Below are 22,912 nucleotides of genomic sequence, written 5' to 3'. Positions count from 1 at the left end.
TTAAAACGGAATATCGTCGTCCATATCCTCAAACCCGTTCGACGGCGCCTGCTGCTGACGGCGCGCAGCGCCACCCTGCTGGCCACCGGCCGCCTGGCCACCACCGCTGCGTGCACCACCACCGTAGCCGCCACCGCCACCGCCCGACGATTCACGGCCACCGCCGTAACCGCCGCCGCCCATGTCGTCACCACCGCGGTCACCGCCGCCCATGCCCTGGCGCGAGCCCAGCATCTGCATCTGCTCGGCGACGATCTCGGTGCTGTACTTTTCCGCGCCGGATTGGTCGGTCCACTTGCGGGTGCGGATGCGGCCTTCGATATAGACCTGCGAGCCCTTGCGCAGGTATTGGCCAGCGATTTCGGCCAGCTTGCCGAAGAAGGCGATGCGGTGCCACTCGGTGGCTTCCTTCATTTCGCCGCTGGTCTTGTCCTTGTAGCGGTCGGTGGTCGCCAGGCGGATGTTGCTCACGGCGTCGCCGCTGGGCAGGTAGCGGGTTTCGGGGTCCGCGCCCAGGTTGCCGACGAGGATGACTTTGTTGATCGATGCCATGTGAATGTTCTCCCAGGGCCACGCCCTCTGCTGCAAGCGGCGTGGCAATGCCTTGACTGATGCGTAAACGAATAACGCGCCCCCGGCCAAGAAGTCGGACGCGCGGTCATGCTAGTGCCTATTTGCGGCAAAAAGCTTTACGAAGTGATGCGGCCGGCCCTTTCAGGCCGGCCGCCACGCTGGCCGCCCACTTCAGGCGGCGACGGCCGGGGAACTGCTCTTCCGGGCCGGCGGCGACTTCATGTTCCAGGCGATTATAAGCCAGAGCAGCAGTACCACGGCACAGCCGAGGAAGACCGCGCCGCGACCTTCGTGCTTGAGCAGCCAGCCACCGACCACACCGCCCAGGAACAGGCCCATCGCCTGCGTGGTGTTGTAAACGCCAAGCGCCGCCCCGCGCGCGGCGGCGGCATAGCGCGACACCAGCGAGGGCTGCATCGCCTCCAGCACGTTGAATGCCACGAAGAACAGCAGCAGCACACCTACGATTCCCCACAAACCGTGCACGGCGGCGAACATCAACTGCACCGCGGTCATCAATCCAACCGCGCCGAGCAGCACCGGGCGCACCTTGCCGTAGCGCTCGGCGGCCATCATTGGCCCGAGCATCAGCACGAACGAGACCAGCACCACCGGCAGGTAGACCTTCCAGTGCTGATCCAGCGGCATGCCGGCGTCGCTGAGCATGGCCGGCACGACCATGAACATGGCCACCTGGGACGCGTGCAAGGCCAGCACGCCGACATTCAGGCGGATCAGGTCCGCATTGAGCAGCACGGCGCGGAACGGCAGCCGCACGGGATGCGGCGGCGGCGGCGTGGGCACCAGGAACAGCGTCACCAGGATCGCGATCACGCCCAGCACCGACATCAGCGTGAAGATGCCCGGCATGCCGATGCTGTGCAGCAGCGGCGAGGCAATCACCAGCGACAGCGCGAAGGTCAGGCCGATGCTGCCTCCCACCATGGCCATGGCCTTGGTGCGGTGCTGCTCGCGGGTGAGATCTGCGATGCAGGCGGTAATGGCGGCGGAGATCGCGCCCATGCCCTGCAGCGAACGGCCGAGGATGATGCCGGTGAGCGTGTCCGAACCGGCCGCCACCAGGCCACCGGCGATGAACAGCAGCAGGCCCGCCACCATCACCGGCTTGCGCCCGACGCGGTCGGACAGCCAGCCCAGCGGAATGTGCAGGAAAGCTTGCATCAGGCCGTAGATGCCCATGGCCAGGCCCACACGCTGGGCGTCGTGTCCGTCGGGCAGGCCGCTGGCGTATTCGGCGAAGACGGGCAGGATCAGGAACAGGCCCAGCATGCGCAGCGCAAAGATGCTGGCCAGCGAAATGCTGGCCCGCAGTTCCATACGGGTCATGCGGTCGCGCCCGGCGGCGGGCTGAACCTTGGAATCGTCGGCCTTGGCCGCATCTTGGGAGGAGCTATGGATCGACGACATTGCGATCGTGGGGAGTTTCTCTGACGGATTGCCGGCTCGTGCACCGCGCACGTACCGCATCACCCCGATGCTGACGGGGCGGCGACAACTTCGATCCATGGCCGGAGCGGAAGTTGCGGCCCCGGAAATTGCGGCCCCTTCTGTCACCGTTGCGCCGGGCGCCCGGCAGGACGGAAGCATCCTTGCCTGACAACCCTCAGCAGCATGCCGGATGTGGGCATTGCAGGACACGTCTGATGGCCCATGCAACCCCCGGAAACCGAAGTTCGGTATATTAACAGGTTTGCTCCGCTGCGCTTTAGGGTCCGGATCGGACGCCGCAAGCCCCGGCGCAGGCTGGCAAAGCCCGGCCTGGGGCTGGCCTGAAGCCGGCTGCAGCCCTGCTGGCATGCTTTTTTCTTGAAATTCCGTGAGACCCGGCCTGTCGACCTGACCGGCGGCCCCGCCTGGCGAAGACAATCGGTATATGGAAGAAATTAGAATCCGTGGTGCCCGTACCCACAACCTGAAGAACATCAATCTCGATCTGCCGCGCAACAAGCTGATCGTGATTACCGGGCTGTCCGGATCGGGCAAGTCCTCCCTCGCTTTCGACACCCTGTACGCGGAGGGCCAGCGCCGCTATGTGGAGTCGCTGTCGGCCTACGCGCGCCAGTTCCTGCAACTGATGGAAAAGCCGGACGTCGACCTGATCGAAGGGCTTTCGCCGGCGATCGCCATCGAACAGAAGGCCACCAGCCACAACCCGCGCTCAACCGTGGGAACGGTCACCGAGATCCACGACTACCTGCGCCTGCTGTACGCCCGCGCCGGTACGCCTTACTGCCCCGATCACAATCTGCCCTTGCAGGCGCAAAGCGTGTCGCAGATGGTGGACGCCGCGCTGGCGCTGCCGGAAGACACCAAACTGATGATCCTTGCGCCGGTGGTGGCCAACCGCAAGGGCGAGCATTCCGACCTGTTCGACACCATGCAGGCGCAGGGCTTCGTGCGCTTTCGCGTGCGTTCGGGCGGCGGCACCACGCATGAGGCGCCGGCCGTGGTCTACGAGGTGGACGCGCTGCCCAAGCTGAAGAAGACCGAGAAACACTCCATCGAGGTGGTGGTGGACCGCGTCAAGGTGCGCCCCGACATCAAGCAGCGGCTGGCGGAATCGTTCGAGACCGCCCTGCGCCTGGCCGACGGCCGCGCCGTCGCGCTGGAGATCGATACCAGCCAGGAGCACGTGTTCAGCTCCAAGTTCGCCTGCCCGATCTGCTCGTACTCGCTCCAGGAACTCGAGCCGCGCCTGTTCTCGTTCAACAATCCGATGGGCGCCTGCCCGACCTGCGACGGCCTGGGCCAGATCACCTTTTTCGACCCCAAGCGGGTGGTGGCCTTCCCCAACCTGTCGCTGGCCTCGGGCGCCATCAAGGGCTGGGACCGCCGCAACCAGTTCTACTTCCAGATGCTGCAGAGCCTGGCGGCCTACTACGAGTTCGAACTCGATACGGCCTTCGAGGACCTGCYGGCCGAGGTGCAGGAAGTCGTGCTGCATGGCTCCGGCGAAGTGGAGATCCCGTTCACCTATATGAACGAGCGCGGCCGCACCACGGTGCGCGAGCATGCCTTCGAGGGCATCATCCCCAACCTGGAGCGGCGTTACCGCGAGACCGACTCGATCGCGGTGCGCGAGGAACTGGCCAAGTACCAGAACAACCAGGCCTGCCCCGCCTGCCATGGCACCCGCCTGCGCACCGAGGCGCGCCATGTCAAGCTGGGCGAAAACGACCAGGCGCGCGCCATCTACGAGATCAATGGCTGGCCGCTGCGCGACGCGCTCACGTATTTCCTTACGCTGGACATGCACGGCGCCAAGCGCGAGATTGCCGACAAGATCGTCAAGGAAATCAGCGCGCGCCTGAACTTCCTCAATAACGTGGGACTGGATTACCTGTCGCTGGRACGCAGCGCCGACACGCTGTCGGGCGGCGAGGCGCAGCGCATCCGGCTGGCTTCGCAGATCGGCTCGGGACTGACCGGCGTGATGTATGTGCTGGACGAACCATCGATCGGCCTGCACCAGCGCGACAACGACCGGCTGATCGGCACCCTCAAGCACCTGCGCGATATCGGCAACTCCGTGCTGGTGGTCGAGCACGATGAAGACATGATCCGCGCCTGCGACTACGTGGTCGACATCGGCCCGGGCGCGGGCGTGCATGGCGGCATGATCGTCGCCGAAGGCACGCCTCTGCAGATCGAGCAATCGGCCAACTCGCTCACCGGCCAGTACATGTCCGGCGCGCGCCGCATCGAGGTGCCCAAGGAGCGCGCCGCGCCCGATGAGGAAAAGCTGCTGCGCATCATCAATGCCACCGGCAACAACCTGCGCAATGTCAGCGCCGATATCCCGGTGGGCCTGCTCACCTGCGTGACCGGCGTCTCCGGCTCGGGCAAGTCGACGCTGATCAACGACACGCTCTACCACGCGGTGGCGCGCCACCTGTACGGCTCCACCGCCGAGCCCGCGGCGCACGACCGCATCGATGGGCTGGAGCACTTCGACAAGGTCATCAACGTCGACCAGAGCCCGATCGGCCGTACCCCGCGCTCAAACCCCGCCACCTACACCGGCCTGTTCACGCCGATCCGCGAGCTGTTCGCCGGCGTGCCGTCGGCCAAGGAGCGCGGCTACGATCCGGGCCGCTTCTCGTTCAACGTCAAGGGCGGCCGCTGCGAAGCCTGCCAGGGCGATGGCGTGATCAAGGTCGAGATGCACTTCCTCCCCGACGTGTACGTGCCTTGCGACGTCTGCCACGGCAAGCGCTACAACCGCGAAACGCTGGAGGTGCTCTACAAGGGCAAGAACATCCACGAAGTGCTCGACATGACGGTGGAGCAGGCGCACGAGTTCTTCCTGGCGGTGCCGGTGGTCCGGCGCAAGCTGAAAACGCTGCTCGATGTCGGCCTCGGCTACATCCGCCTGGGCCAGTCCGCGACCACGTTGTCGGGCGGCGAGGCGCAGCGCGTCAAGCTGTCGCTGGAACTGTCGAAGCGCGACACCGGCCGCACGCTCTACATCCTGGACGAGCCCACCACGGGCCTGCACTTCCACGATATCGAGCTGTTGCTCAAGGTCATCCACAAGCTGCGCGACCAGGGCAATACGGTGGTCATCATCGAGCACAACCTCGACGTGATCAAGACCGCCGACTGGCTGCTCGACATGGGCCCCGAAGGCGGCGCCGGCGGCGGCCAGGTGATCGCCAAGGGCACGCCGGAAGCCGTGGCCGCGAGCAAGGCCAGCTTTACCGGCAAGTACCTGGCGCCGCTGCTCGAGCGCCGCTGAGTGGGTGCCGTGCGCCTGGGTTCCCGCCTGATCCTTTGCGCCTGGCAATGCGCGCTGCTGCTCGGCGGCGCCATTGCCGCCAGCCCGGCCGCGGCGCAGGCGACCGTCACACCGATCGACCTGGCCGCGCCGCAGGCGCGCGCGCTCGAAGAGCCAGCCGCGCCAGCGGCATCCGCCCCTTCCACGCAAGCCGCCCGGCCAGCGGAGCCCGCCAGCGCGGCCCAAGCCGCAAGCAATACCGGCGGCGGGATGTTTGCCACCGTGTCCTTGACGACAGGCGGCGCGCTCCTGCTCGCGGCTATCGCAATCATGCTCCGGCACATGCGAAGCCGGCGCCGCAACGGCACGTCCCCGCCGGGCAAGTAGTCCCGCGCGGCACCTTGCATTCGACCCTGCCCGGCCTACCATAGACTGCGAAGGGCCATTCGAAGCCGATCTGACGACTGACGCAGGCCAACGCAGGAGCACGGCCATGGAGTTCATCGTAGTGCCGGTCACCAAGCCCGAGGCGACCAATTTCATCTTTGGACAGTCGCATTTCATCAAGACCGTGGACGATATCCACGAGGCGCTCGTCGGCGCGGTGCCGGGCATCCGCTTCGGCCTGGCGTTCTGCGAGGCCTCGGGCAAGCGCCTGGTGCGCTGGTCCGGCACCGACGATGCCATGATCGACCTGGCCTGCGAGAACGCGATGGCGATCGGCGCCGGCCACAGCTTCCTGCTGTTTCTTGGCGATGGCTTTTATCCCGTCAATGTGCTGACCGCGGTGCGCGCGGTGCCGGAAGTATGCAGGATCTACTGCGCCACGGCCAACCCGACCGAAGTGGTGGTGGCGCAGACCGCGCAGGGGCGCGCGGTGCTTGGCGTGGTCGATGGCGCTTCGCCGCTCGGGCTGGAAACCGAGCTCGACATTGCGTGGCGGCGGGACCTGCTTCGGGAGATCGGCTACAAACTGTAGCCGATCCTCCATGCGGGCCCTTCAGTGCGCCTGCGCGGACGGCATTGCGCGCGTCGGCGGTTCGCTGTCGTCTTCCTTCATGCGGCTGCGGTTAAGCACGCCTGCCTCTTCCAGCACCGGATAGGCAGTGGCGCAGAAGAGCGAATTCAGGCGCTTCAGGTCGCTGATCACATCAAGGTGAAGCGAGCTGGTCTCGATGCTCTCGGCGGTCTGCACGGCGATGCGCTGCAGATGGCTGCGGGCGAACTTGCGCTCCAGATCGCGGAAGGTGGCCTTCTCGGCCATCAGTTGCTGCGCGCTTTTCAGGTCACCGGAGAGGAACACCGACAGCCCCAGGCGCAGGTTGGCCACGACGCGCGCGTGCATCTGCGAGATCTCCTGCATGCCCGCTTCCGAGAACGCCAGGTTATGGGCGATCTTCTTGTCGCGCGCGTCCTGCAGGATACGTTCGATGATGTCCCCGGCGTGTTCGAGGTTGATGGTGAGCGAGATGATTTCAGTCCAGCGCCGGCCATCGCGCTCGTCCAGCGCTTCGAGGCTGATCTGGGTCAGGTAGAGCTTGATCGCGGTATAGAGATCGTCCACCTCGTCGTCGATGCGGCAGGTGGCGGTGGCCAGCTTGGCATCGTTGGTGCGCAGCACGCGCAGCATATTGTCCAGCATCTGCTCGATGCGGTCGCCGATGCGCAGCACTTCGCGCGCGGCATTGGACAGCGCCAGCGCGGGCGTGGGCAGCGCGGCCGGATCAAGGTGGCGCGGAGTGACCTGGCTGTCGCCGGTGTTGCGGCCCGGCAGCACCTTTTCGCACAGGCGTGCCAGCGGACCGGTGGCGCCCAGCAGCAGCACCGCCAGCGCCACGTTGAACAGCAGGTGGAAATTGACCACCAGCCGCTGCGGATCGGCATCGACCAGCGCCAGCAGGTGCTCGGCCTGCCCCAGCAAAGGCAGCGCGATCACGCAGCCGAGCAGCCGCGACAGCAGGTTCCCCAGGGTGACGCGCTTGCCGGGCTGGTTATTGCCGGAGGTGGTCAGCAGCGCGGAGATGCCGGAGCCCAGGTTGGCGCCCAGCACCAGCGCCATCGCCACATGCAGCGACACCACCCCGGCCGAGGCCAGCGCCCCGCAGAACAGCACTACTGCCAGGCTGGAATAGCACAGGATGGTGAGGAAGGCGCCGATCAGCATATCCAGCGTGGGATCGCCGGTGAGCGTACCGAACAGCACCTTGACTCCGGCGGCCTGCACCACGGGCCGGGTGGCGATGGAAATCAGCTCGAGTGCCAGCGTGATCAGCCCGAGGCCGATCAGTACGCGGCCCACGTGGCCGGGCTTGTTGCCCTTCCAGGACAAATGCAGGATCACGCCGACGAAAATCAGCAGCGGCGACAGCCACGAGAGGTCCAGCGAAAACACCTGCACCATGAGCGCGGTGCCGACGTTGGCGCCCAGCATGATGGCCAGCGCCGGGGCCACGGCGATCAGGCCCTGGCCCACGAAGGAACTGACGATGACCGCGGTTGCGTTGCTGCTCTGGACCAGCCCGGTCACGCCGAGGCCGGCGGCAAACGCCGTGAAGCGGTTGGAAATGCTGGAGGAGAGCACGTGGCGCAAGTTGGCGCCATACACGCGCAGGATGCCGACCTTGACAATGTTGGTGCCCCACACCAGCAGCGCCACGCCGGAAAGCAAATGAAGTAGTACGCCCATGGTCCGCCCTAATGTGACCGGTGCCTCCATCGCTTGCGGACGCAAATGCAGATAAGCAAATGCAGATCGCACGATTCCGCCCGGCCATCGTATCGTTGTCAATGGGGCATTATGCTCCCGCGTGCATGTGCGGGCAACGCCATGGACGTATGGCTTGGAAGGGCCGCAACACCGCGCCCCGCCTGGGATGGGCGGAGCGCTGATGATCCCTGGGCAGGCGTCAGTGTCCGTCGAAGCGGCAAACCGTGAACAGCGGCAGGCCGCTGTCGAGCAGGTGGCGCGAGCCTCCCAGCTCGGGCAGGTCGACGATGGCGGCGCCCTCCACCACCGTGGCGCCCAGGCGTTCCAGCAGCTTGCGGCCGGCCATCATGGTGCCGCCGGTGGCGATCAGGTCGTCCACCAGCAGCACGCGGTCACCGGGCTTGCAGGCATCGGCGTGGATTTCGACCGTGGCGCTGCCATATTCGAGCTCGTACTCCTCCGCCACGGTCTGGAAGGGGAGCTTGCCCTTCTTGCGGATGGGCACGAAGCCAAGGTTGAGTTCGTAGGCCAGGATGGCGCCGAGGATAAAGCCGCGTGCGTCGATGCCTGCCACCATGTCAAGCCGGGCGTCCATATAGCGGTGCACGAAGACATCGATCAGTACGCGCAGCGACTTGGGGTCCTGCAGCAGCGGCGTGATGTCGCGGAACATGACACCGGGCTGCGGCCAGTCCGGCACGGTACGGATGCGTTCGCGCAGGTAGTGGGTGACGTCGCCAAGGGCGGACGACTGGATGGTGGTATTGGGCATGGGGACTCGGTCGGACAGCCAGCCGCGGCGGCAGGCTGCATGCGGTAATGGGTTACTACCCGGGCTGCCGCAAACGGCAACACAATGGGCCCAAGGCTCAGGCGGGCCGCACGGGCATTCCGGTGCGGCACCCGGCCTGACAGCCGTAACCATACAGGAGACCGTGATGGCAAAAAAGATCTTGATGCTGGTCGGCGACTATGCCGAAGACTATGAAACCATGGTGCCGTTCCAGGCCTTGCAGATGGTGGGCCACACGGTCCACGCGGTGTGTCCGGACAAGGCCGCCGGCGCCAGCTGCCCCACCGCCATCCACGATTTCGAGGGCGACCAGACCTACAGCGAGAAGCGCGGGCACAACTTCACGCTGAACGCGAGCTTTGCCGATATCGATCCGGCAGCCTACGACGGGCTGGTCATCCCGGGCGGCCGTGCCCCCGAATACCTGCGCCTGAACGAACGGGTGCTGGAGATCGTGCGTCACTTCGCCAGCGCCAACAAGCCGATCGCCGCGGTGTGCCACGGCGCCCAACTGCTGGCCGCGGCCGGCGTGCTGGAAGGCCGGACCTGCTCGGCCTATCCGGCCTGCGCGCCCGAAGTACGCCTGGCCGGCGGCAAGTACGCCGACATCCCGGTCGACCAGGCACACACCGATGGCAACCTCGTGACCGCCCCGGCATGGCCAGCGCATCCGGCCTGGCTGGCGCAGTTCCTTGCGGTCCTGGGCACCCGGATCGTACATTAGAGACTTCCGAACGCGGCCCGCGAGCATACCCTCGCGGGCCGCCACGCACGGGAGTTGTTCTATGTGTGAAATCTTCATCCGGGCCAACCCGCAGTCGTACGAGGGCCAGTCGCGCTCCCTGCGGCTGCACGGGGTGGCCACCAGCATCCGGCTGGAAAGCCTGTTCTGGGAAGTGCTCGAAACGCTGGCGCGGCGCGACGGCATGAGCGTGGGCCAGCTCATCACCCGGCTGCACGACGAACTGACGGCGTACCGGGGCGAGGCGGCGAACTTCACGTCATTCCTGCGCGTGTGCTGCCTGCGCTACCTGCTGCTACAAGGCGAAGGCCGCATCCCCGCCGATCAGAGCGTGCCGGTCGGCTCGCTCGATGCACGGGCCGTGCTGGAAGGCCTGCCGCCATCCTGGGCGGAACCGGCGCGCCCCGCCAGCCGCGCGGCGGCATAAGGCCGCACTCCCTGCCGCGGCGTCAGAGTCAACCGGCAAGCATGCGCTGCTCGGCTGCCTCCAGCGCCTCGGGCTGCCCGCGCAGCACCACGATATCGCCCGGCTCCAGCACGGTTTCCGGCTGCGGATCGAACGCGCGGATGCCGCGCCGGCGCACCGCCGTCACCTCCACCCCGATGCGGTCCAGCCCTAGCGCGCCCAGCCGCCGCCCCACCGCCGTGGCCTCGGGGCCGAGCGAGACCGACTGCAGCCGCACCGACTCGCGCTCGACCATATCCTCCTCGTCGTCGCGTCCGTGGAAGTAGCCGCGCAGCAGGCTGTAGCGCGCATCACGCGCCTGTTGCACGCCGCGCACCACCCGCCGCATCGGCACACCCAGCAGCACCAGGGCGTGCGAGGCCAGCATCAGGCTGCCCTCGATGCTTTCCGGTACCACCTCGGTGGCGCCCGCCTTCTGCAGGATGTCGAGCTCCGAGTCGTCCATGGTACGCACGATGACGGGAAGCGCCGGTTCCAGCTCCTGCACGTGGTGCAGCACCTTGAGGGCGGAGGGCGTGTTGTTATAAGTGATGATCAAGGCAGCCGCCCGGTGCAGGCCCGCCGCGATCAGCGCCTCGCGCCGGCCCGCGTCGCCGTACACCACCGTGTCGCCCGCGGCGGCGGCCTCCCGCACCCGATCCGGGTCAAGGTCGAGCGCCACGTAGGTGATGCCCTCCCGCTCCAGCATATGCGCCAGGTTCTGGCCGCTGCGGCCGAAGCCGCAAATGATGGCGTGTTTTTCGGTCTGCAGGCTCTGCGCCGCGATGCGCGTCATATTGAGCGACTGCATCAGCCATTCGTTGGCGGCAAAGCGCAGCACGATGGCGTCGCTGTACTGGATCAGGAACGGCGCCGCCAGCATCGACAGCAGCATCGAGGCCAGGATGACCTGGATCAGCACCGGATCGACCAGGTTCAGGCCATCGATCTGGTTAAGCAGCACGAAACCGAACTCGCCAGCCTGCGCCAGCCCCAGGCCGGTGCGGATCGCTACCCCTTGGCGCGAGCCGAACAGGCGCGCCAGGCCGGCGATCAGCAGCAGCTTGAAGATGATCGGCACGATCAGCAACACCAGCACCAGCCACAGGTGATCGAGCACCACGTGAATATTGAGCAACATGCCGATGGTGACGAAGAACAGCCCCAGCAGCACATCGCGGAAGGGCTTGATGTCCTCCTCCACCTGATGGCGGTACGGCGTCTCGGAGATCAGCATGCCGGCGATGAAGGCCCCCAGCGCCATCGACAGGCCCAGCCGCTCGGTCAGCGCCGCCATGCCCAGCGTGACCAGCAGCAGGTTGAGCATGAACAGCTCCTGCGAGCGGCGCGCCGCCACCACATGGAACCAGCGGCTCATGACCCGCTTGCCGACAAAAAAGATCAGGCTCAGCGCCACCACGATCTTGACCGTGGCCAGGCCGAGCGCCATCGCCATGTCGCCGGGATCGCGCGACAGCGCCGGAATCACGATCAGCAGCGGCACCACCGCCAAGTCCTGGAACAGCAGGATGCTGATGATATTGCGCCCGTGCTCGCTTTCCAGCTCCAGCCGCTCCGACAGCATCTTGGAGACGATCGCGRTGGACGACATGGCCAGCGCGCCGCCCAGCGCCACCGAAGCCTGCCAGGACAGCGGAAACAGCCAGTTGAAGGCCCAGCTCGCCGGTATCACCACCAGCAGCGACAGCACCACCTGCGAGCCGCCCAGGCCGAATACCTGCCGTTTCATGGCTTTGAGCTTGCCCAGGCTGAACTCCAGCCCGATCGAGAACATCAAAAAGACCACGCCGAACTCGGCCAGGTATTTGGTCTGCGCGGTATCGCTGGCCAGCCCGAGCGCGTGCGGCCCGATCAGGATGCCGACCACCAGGTACCCCAGCATCGGCGGTAATTGCAGCATGCGAAAGGCGACCACGCCGAACACGGCGGCGGCCAGCAGCACAAGGGTCAGGTCCAGCGGAGAGTGCATCGGAAGGATCAGGGTACGCCACCACCGGGCCAGGACAACCCGGCTCGGGCGGCCCTGCCGGCGGATTGCGGCAAGCACGGCAGCCGCCCCGGCCGCCCGATCCCAGGAACAGCCCAAGCGCCATCGCATTCGTTGGTATACTTCGTCGCCATGATAGCTAATTTCAATGCGGATCGAGCACTTCGGCTCGCTCGCGAGACCCTCCAGATCGAAGCCGATGCCGTCGCCGCCCTCGCGGGCCGCCTGGACGGCGAATTTGCGCAGGCCGTGCAACTCACTCTGAATTGCAGCGGACGCGTCGTCGTGTCGGGCATCGGCAAGTCGGGACACATCGGCCGCAAGGTCGCGGCCACGCTGGCATCGACCGGCACGCCGGCCTTTTTCGTGCACCCGGCCGAGGCCAGCCATGGCGACCTGGGCATGGTCACGCGCGACGATGTGCTGATTGCCTTTTCCAATTCCGGAGAGACCGCCGAACTGCTGTCGATCGTGCCGATCGTCAAGCGCATCGGCGCCAAGCTGATCTCCGTGACCGGCAACCCCGCCTCCACGCTGGCCAAGCTGGCCGACGCCCACCTCAACGCCGGTGTGGAGAAAGAGGCTTGCCCGCTTAACCTGGCCCCCACCGCCAGCACCACCGCCGCGCTGGCGATGGGCGATGCGCTAGCGGTGGCGGTGCTGGACGCGCGCGGCTTCGGCGAGGAAGACTTTGCCCGCTCGCATCCGGGCGGCGCGCTCGGGCGCAAGCTGCTGACCCATGTGCGCGACGTCATGCGCAGCGGCAACGCAGTGCCCAAGGTACGCGAAAGCACGCCGCTGGCGCAGGCCCTGATGGAAATCACCCGCAAGGGCATGGCCATGACCGCGGTGGTGGATCCGGACGACCACCTGATCGGCGTCTTCACCGACGGCGACCTGCGCCGCCTGCTGGAAACGCCGCGCGACTGGAAGACCGTGCCCATCAGCGAGGTGATGCACCGCTCGCCGCATACGGTGGGGCCGGACCAGCTGGCGGTGGAAGCCGTGCAGGTCATGGAGGCGAACCGCATCAACCAGATGCTGGTGGTCGATGCCGACCAGCGCCTGGTCGGTGCCCTGCACATCCACGACCTGACCCGCGCCAAGGTCATCTGAGGGCACCCACAAACTATGCGGGATATCCTGTCCTCCCTGAGCCGGCTAGGAATGCGCGCCTTGCCGCTGCTGTTGATGGCGCTAGTGGCGGGCAGCACTTTCTGGCTGGTGCAGGTCAATTCCCCGAAAGAAGCCGCCACCGGGCCGGTGGGCAAGAAGCATGAGCCCGATTACTACATGGTCCGCTTCTCCGCCACCGAACTGGCCGAGGACGGCAACACCAAGATGCGGTTCACCGGCGACAAGATGATCCACTTCGAGGACGACCAGACCTACGAAGTGACGCGTCCGGCCATGCGCGCCTACGAAATCGACCGCCCGCCTGTCACGGGCCACTCCGATCGCGGCACGATGAACGCGGCAGGCTCGGTGATCGACCTGTTCGGCAATGCCTTTATCGTGCGTGCCCAAGGGCCGGACCCGGCCAAGGATCCGCAGATGACAGCCGCCTCGGAGTATTTCCAGGTGCTGATCAACGATGACATCGTGAAGACCGACAAAGCCGTCAAGCTGACCCGCGGCCCGTCGGTGATGACGGCAAACGGGCTGATCTTCAACAATGTCACCCGCGAAGTACAATTGCTGGGTAACGTACGCGGCACCATTATTACGGGGCCGCCGGCGAGTCCCGCGAAGTAGCCCAGATAACAAAGACCCGAGAGGCTGTTGCCAGATGAAGCGAAGCAGTGCTGGCCAGGCGAGCGGGCGCAAACGGTACCCAGGCGGGTGCCGCCCGCGCAGCCCCGCCCGCCTTGCCCGGAAACAGCCGCCAGGAAACGAAGCCGCCCGCGGGCCACAGCCGTCCGCGCCAACCGCCATCACGCCAACATGAATTCACTCCTGACGACATCGTCCTGTCGCCGCCGCAGCACGGCCGCTTTGCTGACGCTGGCAGCCGTCCTCGGCCTCACGCTGGCCGCGCCCGCCAGCGCGGAGAAAGCCGACCGCGAGAAACCGCTGGTACTGGAAGCCGACAACGCCAGCTATGACGACGTCAAGCAGGTTTATGTGCTGACTGGCAACGTGGTGCTGACCAAGGGCACCATGGTGTTGAAATCCGACGCGGCCGAAGTGCGCACCGATCCCGAGGGCTACCAGTACGCCGTGGCTACGTCCAAGGGCGGCAAGCAGGCTTATATCCGCCAGAAGCGCGACAACGTCGACGAATACATCGACGGCTGGGGCGACCGCATCGAGTATGACGGCAAGCAGGAACTGTCCAAGCTAATCGGCCGCGCACGCATGGCGCGGCTGGCCGGCGCCAAGCTGGTCGACGAGATCCGCGGCGCAGTGATCACCTACGACAGCCGCAACGAGTTCTACACCGCCAGCGGCGGTACGGAGAACGCGACGGCGGGCAGCCCGTCCGGTCGCGTGCGCGCCGTGTTGTCACCGCGCCAGGAGCAACCCGCCAGCGGCGCCGCCGGCGCCCCGCTGCCGCTCAAGCCTGCGCCCGCCCCCGTCAATCCCTGACGCCGCCGCGTCGCCCGATCCACGGATTCAGCCTTCATGACCGTTACCCAAACCGCACCCTCCCAGCCCGCCACCCTGAAGGACAGCAGCACGCTGGTCGTGCGCCACCTGAAAAAGCGCTACGGCTCGCGCACGGTGGTCAAGGATGTGTCCCTCGACGTAAAGAGCGGCGAGGTGGTCGGACTCCTGGGGCCCAACGGCGCGGGCAAGACCACCTCCTTCTACATGATCGTGGGACTGGTGGCACTGGACGAGGGCGACATCGTGCTCGACGACAAGCACATCAGCGGCCTGGCCATTCACGAACGGGCACGCATGGGCCTGTCCTACCTGCCGCAGGAAGCTTCGGTGTTCCGCAAGCTGAATGTGCAGGAGAACATCCGCGCGGTACTGGAATTGCAGATCCAGGACGGCAAGCCACTTGGCAAGGCCGAACTCGAGCGCCGGCTGGACACGCTGCTCGATGACCTCCAGATTGCCCACCTGCGCGACAATCCGGCGCTTTCGCTGTCAGGCGGCGAACGCCGCCGCGTGGAAATCGCCCGCGCCCTGGCCTCGGCGCCCCGCTTCATCCTGCTAGACGAGCCCTTCGCCGGCGTCGACCCGATCGCGGTGGGCGAGATCCAGCGCATCGTCAGCTTCCTCAAGGCGCGCAATATCGGCGTGCTGATCACCGACCACAACGTGCGCGAGACGCTGGGCATCTGCGATCACGCCTACATCATCAGCGAAGGCGCCGTGCTGGCCTCGGGCCGGCCTGAAGACATCATCGCCAACGAGTCGGTGCGCAAGGTCTACCTGGGCGAGAATTTCCGCATGTAACGCGGCGCGCCACAGCAAGCGGCAGCTGCGGCGACCTTGTGCCCAAGGTGGCTCCGGTGTCGCCTTTTACCCTGCAACGATCACGGCGTCATCAGCGATAGCAATTTCCGTTCCACCGGCACGGAAGTTGGGCATAAAATAGGTCGCATGAAACCGTCGCTACAGCTCCGCCTCTCGCAGCATCTCGCGCTCACGCCGCAACTCCAGCAGTCGATCCGGCTGCTGCAACTGTCCACGCTCGAACTGCAGCAGGAAGTGGAACAGGCGCTGACCGAGAACCCTTTGCTCGAACGCGAGAACGACTGGCTCGACAGCCCGTTGCGCGTTGCCGCCGACGGCTCGGTCAACATGCAGAGCGCTCCCGCGCCGGCGCCCGCCGACGGCCAGGGCACCAGCGAGAACCGCCCCGACGGCGCGCCCGAGGCCGAAGACAGCTATTCCGACAGCAACGAGGACTACGGCAACGACTGGAGCCTCGACGACTTCGCCCGCCGCCCGCAAGGCGACGACGACGAAAAGACCCCGATGCAGTTGCGCGACGCCGAACCCACGCTGCGCGAACATCTGATGGAACAGCTCGCGCCGCTGAAAATTTCGTTGCGCGACAAGGGGCTGGCCATCTTCCTGGTCGAGTCGCTGGACGACGACGGCTACCTGAGCGCCTCGCTCGAGGAAATCTGCAGCGAACTGYCGGATGAACTTGAATTCGAGGTCGACGAGATCCACGCCGTCCTTACCCTGCTGCAGAGCTTCGATCCGCCTGGTGTCGGCGCACGCAATGCGGCCGAATGCCTGGCGCTGCAATTGCGCCGCATCAAGCACCCGCAGCGCGACCTGGCGCTGACCATTGTCACCAATCACCTGGAACTGCTCGCGGTGCGCGACTACACGCGCCTGAAAAAAGCGCTGCAGGTGGACGAGCCGGAATTGAAGTCGGCGCATGAACTGATCCGCTCTCTGGCGCCTTATCCGGGCCATGCGTACAGCCGCCCCGAAGCCGACTTCGTCGTGCCCGATGTTTTTGTCCGTAAACTGAATGGCGGCTGGATCGCGCAGCTCAATCCGGATGTGATGCCGCGGCTACGTATCAACGACATGTACGCGCAGATATTGCGCGGTGCAAAAGGCGATGCGGGTGCTGCGGGACTGCAGCAAAAACTGCAGGAGGCACGCTGGTTGATCAAGAATATCCAGCAAAGGTTCGACACGATATTGCGCGTTGCACAAGCTATTGTCGAACGTCAAAAGAACTTCTTCACCCACGGTGAAATTGCGATGCGCCCCTTGGTTTTGCGGGAGATTGCCGATACACTGGGTTTACACGAGTCCACCATCTCTCGGGTGACTACCAATAAATACATGGCAACGCCGATGGGGACTTTCGAGCTGAAGTATTTCTTCGGCAGTCACGTATCCACAGAAACCGGCGGCGCGGCCTCGTCAACGGCAATTCGTGCGTTGATCAAGCAACTGATAGGAGCCGAAGACGCCAGGAATCCCTTGTCCGACAGCCGGATTGCCGAATTGCTCGGCGAGCAAGGCTTCGTAGTGGCACGACGCACCGTTGCCAAATACCGCGAGGCGCTCAAGATTCCGGCAGTTACTCTCCGCAAGACTTTGTAGCCGAGTTGCATCGCCTGCCTGGTGCAACTCTTTCAGAAGGAGAAACGCTATGAACTTCAAGATCAGTGGACACCACTTGGACATCACGCCCCCGCTGCGTGAGTACGTGGAAACGAAACTGGAGCGTATCGTCAGGCATTTTGATCAAGTCATTGGCGTAAGTGTGCTGCTCTCTGTCGACAATACAAAAGAAAAGGACCGGCGGCAGTACGCGGAAATCAATCTACATCTCAAGGGCAAGGACATCTTTGTCGAAGCGCATCATGAAGACCTGTATGCCGCTATCGACGCGCTCGTCGACAAGCTCGACCGGCAGGTGATTCGCCATAAGGATCGCGTGCAAAGCCACGACCGCGAAGCGGTCAAGTATCAGATGGCCGCATCGCAGATGCAGCAATGACCGTGCCTGGTGGCCCACAGACCGGGCCGCCGGTGTCACTCCCTTGAAACCGGAATCAAGCCGCGCCCATAGCGCGGCTTTTTCGTTCCTGGCGCTCATCCGGGACCACGCGGGGGATTCCGCAACGCATATGGACCGGTGTATGCTGTGCAATACATAGTTCTCAAGCTCAACGATTTTTCCGTGCACGCGGCACCGCTTCCGCGCATCGGGTATTGCAATGCACAAGGCGGGGGCGGGCCTGCTCTATAATGGCCAGACGCCCGACACCGGCAGGGGGACACCCGGTGAAACTTCGGACCTTGGTTTTTTCTTCTTTTTTGCCCGGCGCGATGCCTCCCGGCCCCGGGCCTGCTTACTAGAAAACCCTGCGCATTCCACATGAATCGTTTGGCTAAATTGCTGCCACCCGGCAACATCAACCTCGACGTCAGCGTCACCAGCAAGAAGCGCGTGTTCGAACAGGCCGGGCTCCTCTTCGAGAACAACCATGGCGTGGCGCGCGCTACCGTGACCGACAACCTGTTCGCCCGCGAATCGCTGGGGTCCACTGGTCTTGGCGCCGGGGTTGCCATTCCGCATGGCCGCATCAAGGGACTGAAGCAGCCACTTGYCGCCTTCATGCGCCTGGCCGAGCCGATCCCCTTCGAATCTCCCGACGGCAAGCCGGTAGCGCTGCTGATCTTCCTGCTGGTGCCCGAACAGGCCACCCAGCAACATCTGGAGATTCTCTCGGAGATCGCCCAGCTGCTGTCCGACCGCGAGATGCGCGAAGGACTGGCTACCCTGCCCACCCCCGATGACGTGCACCAGTTGCTGACGCAATGGCACCCCTGACCGGCCTCGGCGATCTTTACGCAGGCGAGCGGGGCAATTGTCCCCGCTGTCTGAAAGCTCGCTCCTGAAAGCACCCGCATGGAACTCACTGGCGTCACCTCGCAGTCGATCTTCGACGACAACGCAGCCGATATCAAACTCTCCTGGGTAGCCGGTCTGGAAGGCGCCGACCGGGCGTTCGATGTCGAGTTCGCACGTGAAGCCACTTCCGCGGCCGATCTCGTCGGCCACTTGAACCTGATCCACCCGAACCGGATCCAGGTCCTGGGCAAGCCCGAGATCACGTATTACCAGCGTCTCGACGACGAGATGCGCAAGCGCCAGATGGGTGAGCTGATCCTGCTGGAACCGCCCTTCCTGGTGATTGCCGACGGCATGGAGCCACCGCCCGACCTGGAACTGCGCTGCACGCGTTCCTCCACGCCCTTGTTCACTACGCCGGTGTCCTCGGCGGCGGTGATCGATCACCTGCGCCTCTACCTGTCGCGCATTTCCGCGCCACGCGTGACCATGCACGGCGTATTCCTCGACATCCTCGGCATGGGCGTGCTGGTGATGGGTGAATCCGGCCTGGGCAAGAGTGAGCTCGGCCTGGAGCTGATTTCACGCGGACATGGGCTGGTGGCGGACGATGCCGTGGATTTTGTCCGGCTCGGACCCGATTTCATTGAAGGCCGCTGCCCGCCCCTGCTGCAAAACCTGCTTGAAGTGCGCGGCCTGGGCCTGCTCGACATCAAGACGATCTTTGGCGAGACCGCGGTGCGCCGGAAGATGAAGCTGAAACTGGTGGTGCAGCTGGTGCGCCGCAACGACGGCGAATTCGAACGCCTGCCGCTGGATTCCCAGTATCTGGATGTGCTCGGCCTGCCCATCCACATGGTCAAGATCCAGGTGGCGGCCGGCCGAAATCTCGCCGTGCTGGTCGAGGCCGCCGTCCGCAACACCATCCTGCGCCTGCGCGGCATCGACACGCTGCGCGATTTCATGGACCGCCAGCGCGCCGCGATGCAAGCCGATGTGGCATCGCGGGGCCAGGGCCGGCTACTCTAGGCAGCCAGCGCCGTGCCTGGGCTGTTTCAATTGATTGCATTCGTCCGCGCTTCCGTCGTCAACGCGTTTGGGGCACAGGCCGTTTTGTGCAGTAATGGACATTGAGCCCAGCCCGAGTTGCCGCGCCGACATGGCCAGCAGCCATGAAGTTTTCCACAGCCAGGAGAGCAAGCATGAAGAGAATGATCGCGATGTGCGTGCTGGTAGCCCCGCTTTTCGCCAGCGGCGCCTTCGCCCAGAATGCACCGGCCGCAGCAACCGCAACGCCCGCGGCACCCGCAACGTCCGCAAAACCGGCAGCACCGGCGGCGCCCGCGGCGACAAACTCCCAACAGGACAAGATGAAGGCCTGCAATACGCAGGCCGCCGGCAAGAAGGGCGACGAGCGCAAGGCCTTCATGAGCGACTGCCTCTCCAACAAACCCGCCGCCGCTCCCGCCAAGAACAGCCAGCAGGAAAAGATGACGGCGTGCAACAAGGACGCTACCGGCAAGAAGGGCGACGAGCGCAAAGCCTTCATGAGCGAGTGCCTCTCCAAGTAAGCCCCCGCGTCACTTAGCATGCGGACATGCGAAAATGGCGAACCCTTCGGTTCGCCATTTTTGTTGGCGCCTCGCCGTCATGACGGCGTCATCACCTGATGTTATGCTTGTCGTGCTATGCGCATCATACTTATCACCGGAATCTCCGGCTCCGGCAAATCCGTTGCCTTGAACGTACTGGAAGACGCAGGTTACTACTGCGTTGACAACCTGCCGGCTCAGTTTATTCCGGCGCTGGCCCAGTATCTCGCAAGCCAGGGTTACACCCATCTTGGCGTCGCTACCGACATCCGCAGCCGCGAATCGCTGGACGAATTGCCCGGCACGCTGCGCAACCTCGCCTCCGAACACCAGGTCCGGGTGGTTTTCCTGACCGCCAATACGGATGCGCTGGTGCAGCGATACTCGGAAACGCGGCGGCGCCACCCGCTGTCGATGCGTATCGACAAGGCGACCCTCTCGGCCAATGCCGAACCTGCGGGCGTTGCAGACAATGCGCTCGATGCGCCATACAACGACACGTCCCTGATCGAAGCCATCGAGATGGAGCGCGAGCTGCTCAGCCCGCTGGCGGAGGCCGCGCACCGTATCGACACCAGCAACGTGCGCACCAATACGCTGCGCGCGTGGATCAAGGAATTCGTGCGCGGCGATGACCTGAAACTCACCTTGCTGTTCGAATCGTTTGGCTTCAAGCACGGCGTGCCCAGCGATGCCGACCTGGTGTTCGATGTCCGCTCGCTGCCCAACCCCTACTACGACCTGGCCCTGCGCCCGCTGACCGGACGCGACGAGCCCGTGATCGACTTCCTGCAGAGCCAGCCGATGGTGCTGGCCATGGCCGATGACATCCGCGCCTACGTGGAAAAGTGGCTGCCAAGTTTCATCGCGGACAATCGCAGCTACCTGACCGTCGCCATTGGCTGCACGGGCGGCCAGCACCGCTCCGTGTACATCGCTGAAAGACTTGCCAACTATTTTCGCGCCCATGGTAATGTGCTGGTGAGACACCGCGAGCTCGCACCCGGCGGCTGAAGGCCGCAGCTGCAGGTTTCGCGGCCAGGCTCGGCAATTCCCGCCCGAAACTCTGCTGGCTCAGCATGTCCTCACACGCCACGCCCGGCTCATCCGCTTCGACCACCGCTTCGTCCGGTACATCGTCGGTACCGCCTGCGCTGGATGGCCTGCCGCTGTTTCCGCTGCACACCGTACTCTTTCCGGATGGCCTGCTGCCGCTGCGCGTTTTTGAAGCACGCTATGTGGATATGGTGCGCGCTTGCATGCGCGATCACACACCTTTCGGCGTCTGCCTGATCGCCAGCGGCAACGAGGTCGCCCGCCCCAATGAACCCACCATGCCCGAGACCATCGGCTGCCTGGCGGATATCGTCGACTGCAATATGGAGCAGCTTGGCGTGCTGCTGATCAGTGCGCGCGGGCGCCAGCGCTTCCGGCTGATAGGCCACAGTGTGCGCGCCGATGGTTTGCTGGTGGGTCAGGCGGAATTGCTGCCGCCCGACATCATCGACTGCAAGCTTGAACTGCTGGGCGAATGCCTTGCTGTGCTGCGCCGTATCGTCGCCTCGCTCCACGCGGAGCATCCGGGCAAGCTTCCGTTTGCAGAGCCGTTCCTGTGGGATGACCCGAGCTGGGTGGCCAATCGGCTATGCGAGTTGCTGCCCGTGCCGCTCAAGGCCAAGCAGATGCTGATGGCGCTGCCGGACGCGGGGATGCGGATCGAGATCGTGCACAAGTACATGCGTCAACACCATATTCTCTGAGCCTCCCACGCGGCAAAGGGCTTTAGCTTTAGAACAATCCCCCCAGCGCCTGTGCTTCGAGCAGCTTGCGCACCGGTGCCGGTGTGCCCACCGCATCGAGATCGTCCAGCGAGAGCCAGCGTAGCGGAGTGCCATCGGCTGCGTCGTGGGCGCTCAGGCCGGTGACGTCCACGCGGATGGCGCGGATCAGCAGGCGGAAGTGGGTGAAGACGTGGGTGAGTTCGCCGACCATGCTGGCGGTGCCGGGCGTGCCGAAATCGCGGGCGCGTTCGCGGGCGGCGTCTTCGGCCAGTTCGGCATCGAAGGGCACGGTATCCACCGGCATTTCAGGCAGGCTCCAGAGGCCGCCCCAGATGCCGCTGTCGGGTCGCAACGCCAGCAGGACTTCACGGCCGCGCCGGACCAGCAGCATGACGGTGCTGCGCTCGGGAATGGCGGCACGCGGTTTCGGCGTGGGCAGCGCGGCGGTCAGGCCGTCCCGGCGCGCCACGCAGTCGCTGGCCAGCGGGCACGACGCCGCGGCAGCAAGGCAGGCCGGCTTGCCGCGCGAACAGACGGTGGCGCCGAGATCCATTACGCCCTGGGTATAGGACACCATGTCCTCGGCCTGTCCAGGCCCCTTCGGGGGCAACACCTCCTCCGCGATTTGCCACATGCGGTTCTCCACCGCCTTGACGCCCGGATGGCCGTGGATGCCGAAGAACCTAGCGAAGACGCGCTTGACATTGCCGTCCAGGATGGGGGATCGCACGCCAACACTGAAGGCGGCCACGGCCGCCGCGGTCGAGCGGCCGATGCCGGGCAGCGTCACCAGCACCTCGGGATCGGTAGGAAACACGCCGCCGTGCTCGCTCATCACGCTCTTGGCGCAGCGGTGCAGGTTGCGCGCGCGCGAGTAATAGCCAAGCCCTGCCCAGAGCGCCATCACCTCGTCCGCGCTAGCCTCCGCCAGAGCGGCAACGGTAGGCAGGCGGCCGACGAAACGCTGGAAATACTCGATCACCGCGCTGACCTGGGTCTGCTGCAGCATGATCTCCGACAACCAGATCCGGTAAGGGTCGCGGGTGTTCTGCCACGGCAAGTCATGGCGCCCGTGCAGGCGCTGCCAATCCACCACGCGCGTGGCGAAATCGGCGGGAACGGCGGGAACGGCGGGAACGGCGGCCAGGGAAAGATCGGTGGAAGAAACGGCGGGAGTAGCGGCTGGCTTGCGGGGCATCGGGAACGTGACGGAAAAGGCGGAAGCGCCGGAAGCGGCGGCG

General features: G+C 65.2%; 22 protein-coding genes. 16 read left to right on the top strand and 6 right to left on the bottom strand.

Going from position 1 to position 22,912, the window contains the following annotated elements; genetic code table 11:
- Both AC1DT6_RS11295 and AC1DT6_RS11290 read right to left on the bottom strand, forming a co-directional pair.
- Nucleotides 1–552, bottom strand: a complete 552-nt coding sequence (locus tag AC1DT6_RS11295) for a single-stranded DNA-binding protein (protein WP_441627045.1) — start codon at nt 550–552, stop codon at nt 1–3.
- Between the two features lie 192 nt (nt 553–744).
- A complete protein-coding gene (locus tag AC1DT6_RS11290; RefSeq protein ID WP_477114684.1) occupies nt 745–2,001 on the bottom strand; it encodes an MFS transporter in 1,257 nt (418 codons plus the stop codon).
- Between the two features lie 466 nt (nt 2,002–2,467).
- Here AC1DT6_RS11290 and uvrA point away from each other — a divergent pair, with 466 nt between their 5' ends.
- The 3 genes from uvrA to AC1DT6_RS11275 all read left to right on the top strand — a co-directional run bounded on the left by uvrA (nt 2,468) and on the right by AC1DT6_RS11275 (nt 6,290).
- A complete protein-coding gene (uvrA, locus tag AC1DT6_RS11285) occupies nt 2,468–5,332 on the top strand; it encodes an excinuclease ABC subunit UvrA (RefSeq protein ID WP_477114683.1) in 2,865 nt (954 codons plus the stop codon).
- 9 nt (nt 5,333–5,341) lie between these two features.
- Complete coding sequence (locus AC1DT6_RS11280) at nt 5,342–5,698, top strand: hypothetical protein (RefSeq protein WP_441627039.1); 357 nt, start codon at nt 5,342–5,344, stop codon at nt 5,696–5,698.
- Nucleotides 5,699–5,804: 106 nt separating this feature from the next.
- Entirely contained in the window at nt 5,805–6,290 is a 486-nt protein-coding gene (locus AC1DT6_RS11275) for an adenosine-specific kinase (RefSeq protein WP_035868363.1), read from the top strand.
- Between the two features lie 21 nt (nt 6,291–6,311).
- Here AC1DT6_RS11275 and AC1DT6_RS11270 read toward each other — a convergent pair whose 3' ends face one another.
- Together AC1DT6_RS11270 and AC1DT6_RS11265 are read right to left on the bottom strand one after the other, a co-directional pair.
- Nucleotides 6,312–7,997 carry a Na/Pi cotransporter family protein gene (locus tag AC1DT6_RS11270; RefSeq protein WP_441627037.1) on the bottom strand — a complete coding sequence of 562 codons (1,686 nt, stop codon included), beginning with the start codon at nt 7,995–7,997 and terminating at the stop codon, nt 6,312–6,314.
- Between the two features lie 220 nt (nt 7,998–8,217).
- The gene (locus tag AC1DT6_RS11265; protein WP_441627035.1) at nt 8,218–8,790 is read right to left on the bottom strand and encodes an adenine phosphoribosyltransferase; all 573 of its coding nucleotides are present in this window, start codon (nt 8,788–8,790) and stop codon (nt 8,218–8,220) included.
- 166 nt (nt 8,791–8,956) lie between these two features.
- On the opposite strand from AC1DT6_RS11265, the gene AC1DT6_RS11260 reads away from it, so the two are divergent.
- On the top strand, nt 8,957–9,535 hold the full coding sequence (locus tag AC1DT6_RS11260) for a DJ-1/PfpI family protein (protein ID WP_428180117.1): 579 nt from the start codon (nt 8,957–8,959) through the stop codon (nt 9,533–9,535).
- A gap of 61 nt (nt 9,536–9,596) precedes the next feature.
- Nucleotides 9,597–9,980, top strand: a complete 384-nt coding sequence (locus AC1DT6_RS11255) for a ribbon-helix-helix domain-containing protein (protein ID WP_035868349.1) — start codon at nt 9,597–9,599, stop codon at nt 9,978–9,980.
- A gap of 28 nt (nt 9,981–10,008) precedes the next feature.
- Here the strand turns inward: AC1DT6_RS11255 and AC1DT6_RS11250 are convergent, their stop codons facing one another.
- On the bottom strand, nt 10,009–11,988 hold the full coding sequence (locus tag AC1DT6_RS11250; protein WP_477114682.1) for a monovalent cation:proton antiporter family protein: 1,980 nt from the start codon (nt 11,986–11,988) through the stop codon (nt 10,009–10,011).
- Between the two features lie 150 nt (nt 11,989–12,138).
- Here AC1DT6_RS11250 and AC1DT6_RS11245 point away from each other — a divergent pair, with 150 nt between their 5' ends.
- From AC1DT6_RS11245 to AC1DT6_RS11195, 11 genes are all read left to right on the top strand, one after another.
- Nucleotides 12,139–13,122: a KpsF/GutQ family sugar-phosphate isomerase gene (locus AC1DT6_RS11245; RefSeq protein WP_035868380.1), complete on the top strand. Its 984-nt coding sequence runs from the start codon at nt 12,139–12,141 to the stop codon at nt 13,120–13,122.
- Nucleotides 13,123–13,137: 15 nt separating this feature from the next.
- Nucleotides 13,138–13,761 carry an LPS export ABC transporter periplasmic protein LptC gene (lptC, locus tag AC1DT6_RS11240; RefSeq protein ID WP_441627032.1) on the top strand — a complete coding sequence of 208 codons (624 nt, stop codon included), beginning with the start codon at nt 13,138–13,140 and terminating at the stop codon, nt 13,759–13,761.
- A 189-nt stretch (nt 13,762–13,950) separates the two neighbouring features.
- Nucleotides 13,951–14,595, top strand: a complete 645-nt coding sequence (gene lptA / locus AC1DT6_RS11235) for a lipopolysaccharide transport periplasmic protein LptA (RefSeq protein WP_035868341.1) — start codon at nt 13,951–13,953, stop codon at nt 14,593–14,595.
- A gap of 36 nt (nt 14,596–14,631) precedes the next feature.
- A complete protein-coding gene (lptB, locus tag AC1DT6_RS11230; RefSeq protein ID WP_045241335.1) occupies nt 14,632–15,417 on the top strand; it encodes an LPS export ABC transporter ATP-binding protein in 786 nt (261 codons plus the stop codon).
- A 147-nt stretch (nt 15,418–15,564) separates the two neighbouring features.
- The gene (locus tag AC1DT6_RS11225) at nt 15,565–17,040 is read left to right on the top strand and encodes an RNA polymerase factor sigma-54 (protein ID WP_477114681.1); all 1,476 of its coding nucleotides are present in this window, start codon (nt 15,565–15,567) and stop codon (nt 17,038–17,040) included.
- Between the two features lie 49 nt (nt 17,041–17,089).
- Complete coding sequence (hpf, locus tag AC1DT6_RS11220; protein ID WP_006159435.1) at nt 17,090–17,440, top strand: ribosome hibernation-promoting factor, HPF/YfiA family; 351 nt, start codon at nt 17,090–17,092, stop codon at nt 17,438–17,440.
- 381 nt (nt 17,441–17,821) lie between these two features.
- Nucleotides 17,822–18,277, top strand: coding sequence for a PTS IIA-like nitrogen regulatory protein PtsN (gene ptsN, locus AC1DT6_RS11215; protein WP_477114680.1), 456 nt, complete (start codon nt 17,822–17,824; stop codon nt 18,275–18,277).
- A gap of 78 nt (nt 18,278–18,355) precedes the next feature.
- Complete coding sequence (gene hprK, locus AC1DT6_RS11210) at nt 18,356–19,327, top strand: HPr(Ser) kinase/phosphatase (protein ID WP_006159437.1); 972 nt, start codon at nt 18,356–18,358, stop codon at nt 19,325–19,327.
- A 173-nt stretch (nt 19,328–19,500) separates the two neighbouring features.
- Nucleotides 19,501–19,869 (top strand): PsiF family protein, encoded by a 369-nt coding sequence (locus tag AC1DT6_RS11205; RefSeq protein WP_477114679.1) that lies wholly within the window; start codon nt 19,501–19,503, stop codon nt 19,867–19,869.
- A gap of 117 nt (nt 19,870–19,986) precedes the next feature.
- Nucleotides 19,987–20,904 (top strand): RNase adapter RapZ, encoded by a 918-nt coding sequence (gene rapZ / locus AC1DT6_RS11200; RefSeq protein WP_477102597.1) that lies wholly within the window; start codon nt 19,987–19,989, stop codon nt 20,902–20,904.
- 65 nt (nt 20,905–20,969) lie between these two features.
- Nucleotides 20,970–21,650 carry an LON peptidase substrate-binding domain-containing protein gene (locus AC1DT6_RS11195; RefSeq protein ID WP_441627022.1) on the top strand — a complete coding sequence of 227 codons (681 nt, stop codon included), beginning with the start codon at nt 20,970–20,972 and terminating at the stop codon, nt 21,648–21,650.
- A gap of 28 nt (nt 21,651–21,678) precedes the next feature.
- Here AC1DT6_RS11195 and mutY read toward each other — a convergent pair whose 3' ends face one another.
- Nucleotides 21,679–22,869: an A/G-specific adenine glycosylase gene (gene mutY, locus AC1DT6_RS11190; RefSeq protein WP_441627020.1), complete on the bottom strand. Its 1,191-nt coding sequence runs from the start codon at nt 22,867–22,869 to the stop codon at nt 21,679–21,681.
- Between the last annotated feature and the right edge of the window lie 43 nt (nt 22,870–22,912).

The sequence above is a fragment of the Cupriavidus sp. 01L45 genome (assembly GCF_056399885.1).
This window is presented reverse-complemented; position numbering and strand designations above follow the sequence as displayed.

Excerpts from the sequence above, each read along its gene's own strand:
- hpf (WP_006159435.1), top strand. The coding sequence starts at position 17,090 with ATGAACTTCAAGATCAGTGGACACCACTTGGACATCACGCCCCCGCTG.
- rapZ (WP_477102597.1), top strand. The coding sequence starts at position 19,987 with ATGCGCATCATACTTATCACCGGAATCTCCGGCTCCGGCAAATCCGTT.
- AC1DT6_RS11205 (WP_477114679.1), top strand. The coding sequence starts at position 19,501 with ATGAAGAGAATGATCGCGATGTGCGTGCTGGTAGCCCCGCTTTTCGCC.
- AC1DT6_RS11295 (WP_441627045.1), bottom strand. The coding sequence starts at position 552 with ATGGCATCGATCAACAAAGTCATCCTCGTCGGCAACCTGGGCGCGGAC.
- AC1DT6_RS11260 (WP_428180117.1), top strand. The coding sequence starts at position 8,957 with ATGGCAAAAAAGATCTTGATGCTGGTCGGCGACTATGCCGAAGACTAT.
- AC1DT6_RS11255 (WP_035868349.1), top strand. The coding sequence starts at position 9,597 with ATGTGTGAAATCTTCATCCGGGCCAACCCGCAGTCGTACGAGGGCCAG.
- AC1DT6_RS11245 (WP_035868380.1), top strand. The coding sequence starts at position 12,139 with ATGATAGCTAATTTCAATGCGGATCGAGCACTTCGGCTCGCTCGCGAG.
- lptC (WP_441627032.1), top strand. The coding sequence starts at position 13,138 with ATGCGGGATATCCTGTCCTCCCTGAGCCGGCTAGGAATGCGCGCCTTG.
- lptB (WP_045241335.1), top strand. The coding sequence starts at position 14,632 with ATGACCGTTACCCAAACCGCACCCTCCCAGCCCGCCACCCTGAAGGAC.
- AC1DT6_RS11265 (WP_441627035.1), bottom strand. The coding sequence starts at position 8,790 with ATGCCCAATACCACCATCCAGTCGTCCGCCCTTGGCGACGTCACCCAC.
- AC1DT6_RS11195 (WP_441627022.1), top strand. The coding sequence starts at position 20,970 with ATGTCCTCACACGCCACGCCCGGCTCATCCGCTTCGACCACCGCTTCG.
- AC1DT6_RS11275 (WP_035868363.1), top strand. The coding sequence starts at position 5,805 with ATGGAGTTCATCGTAGTGCCGGTCACCAAGCCCGAGGCGACCAATTTC.
- mutY (WP_441627020.1), bottom strand. The coding sequence starts at position 22,869 with ATGCCCCGCAAGCCAGCCGCTACTCCCGCCGTTTCTTCCACCGATCTT.
- lptA (WP_035868341.1), top strand. The coding sequence starts at position 13,951 with ATGAATTCACTCCTGACGACATCGTCCTGTCGCCGCCGCAGCACGGCC.
- AC1DT6_RS11290 (WP_477114684.1), bottom strand. The coding sequence starts at position 2,001 with ATGTCGTCGATCCATAGCTCCTCCCAAGATGCGGCCAAGGCCGACGAT.
- hprK (WP_006159437.1), top strand. The coding sequence starts at position 18,356 with ATGGAACTCACTGGCGTCACCTCGCAGTCGATCTTCGACGACAACGCA.
- AC1DT6_RS11270 (WP_441627037.1), bottom strand. The coding sequence starts at position 7,997 with ATGGGCGTACTACTTCATTTGCTTTCCGGCGTGGCGCTGCTGGTGTGG.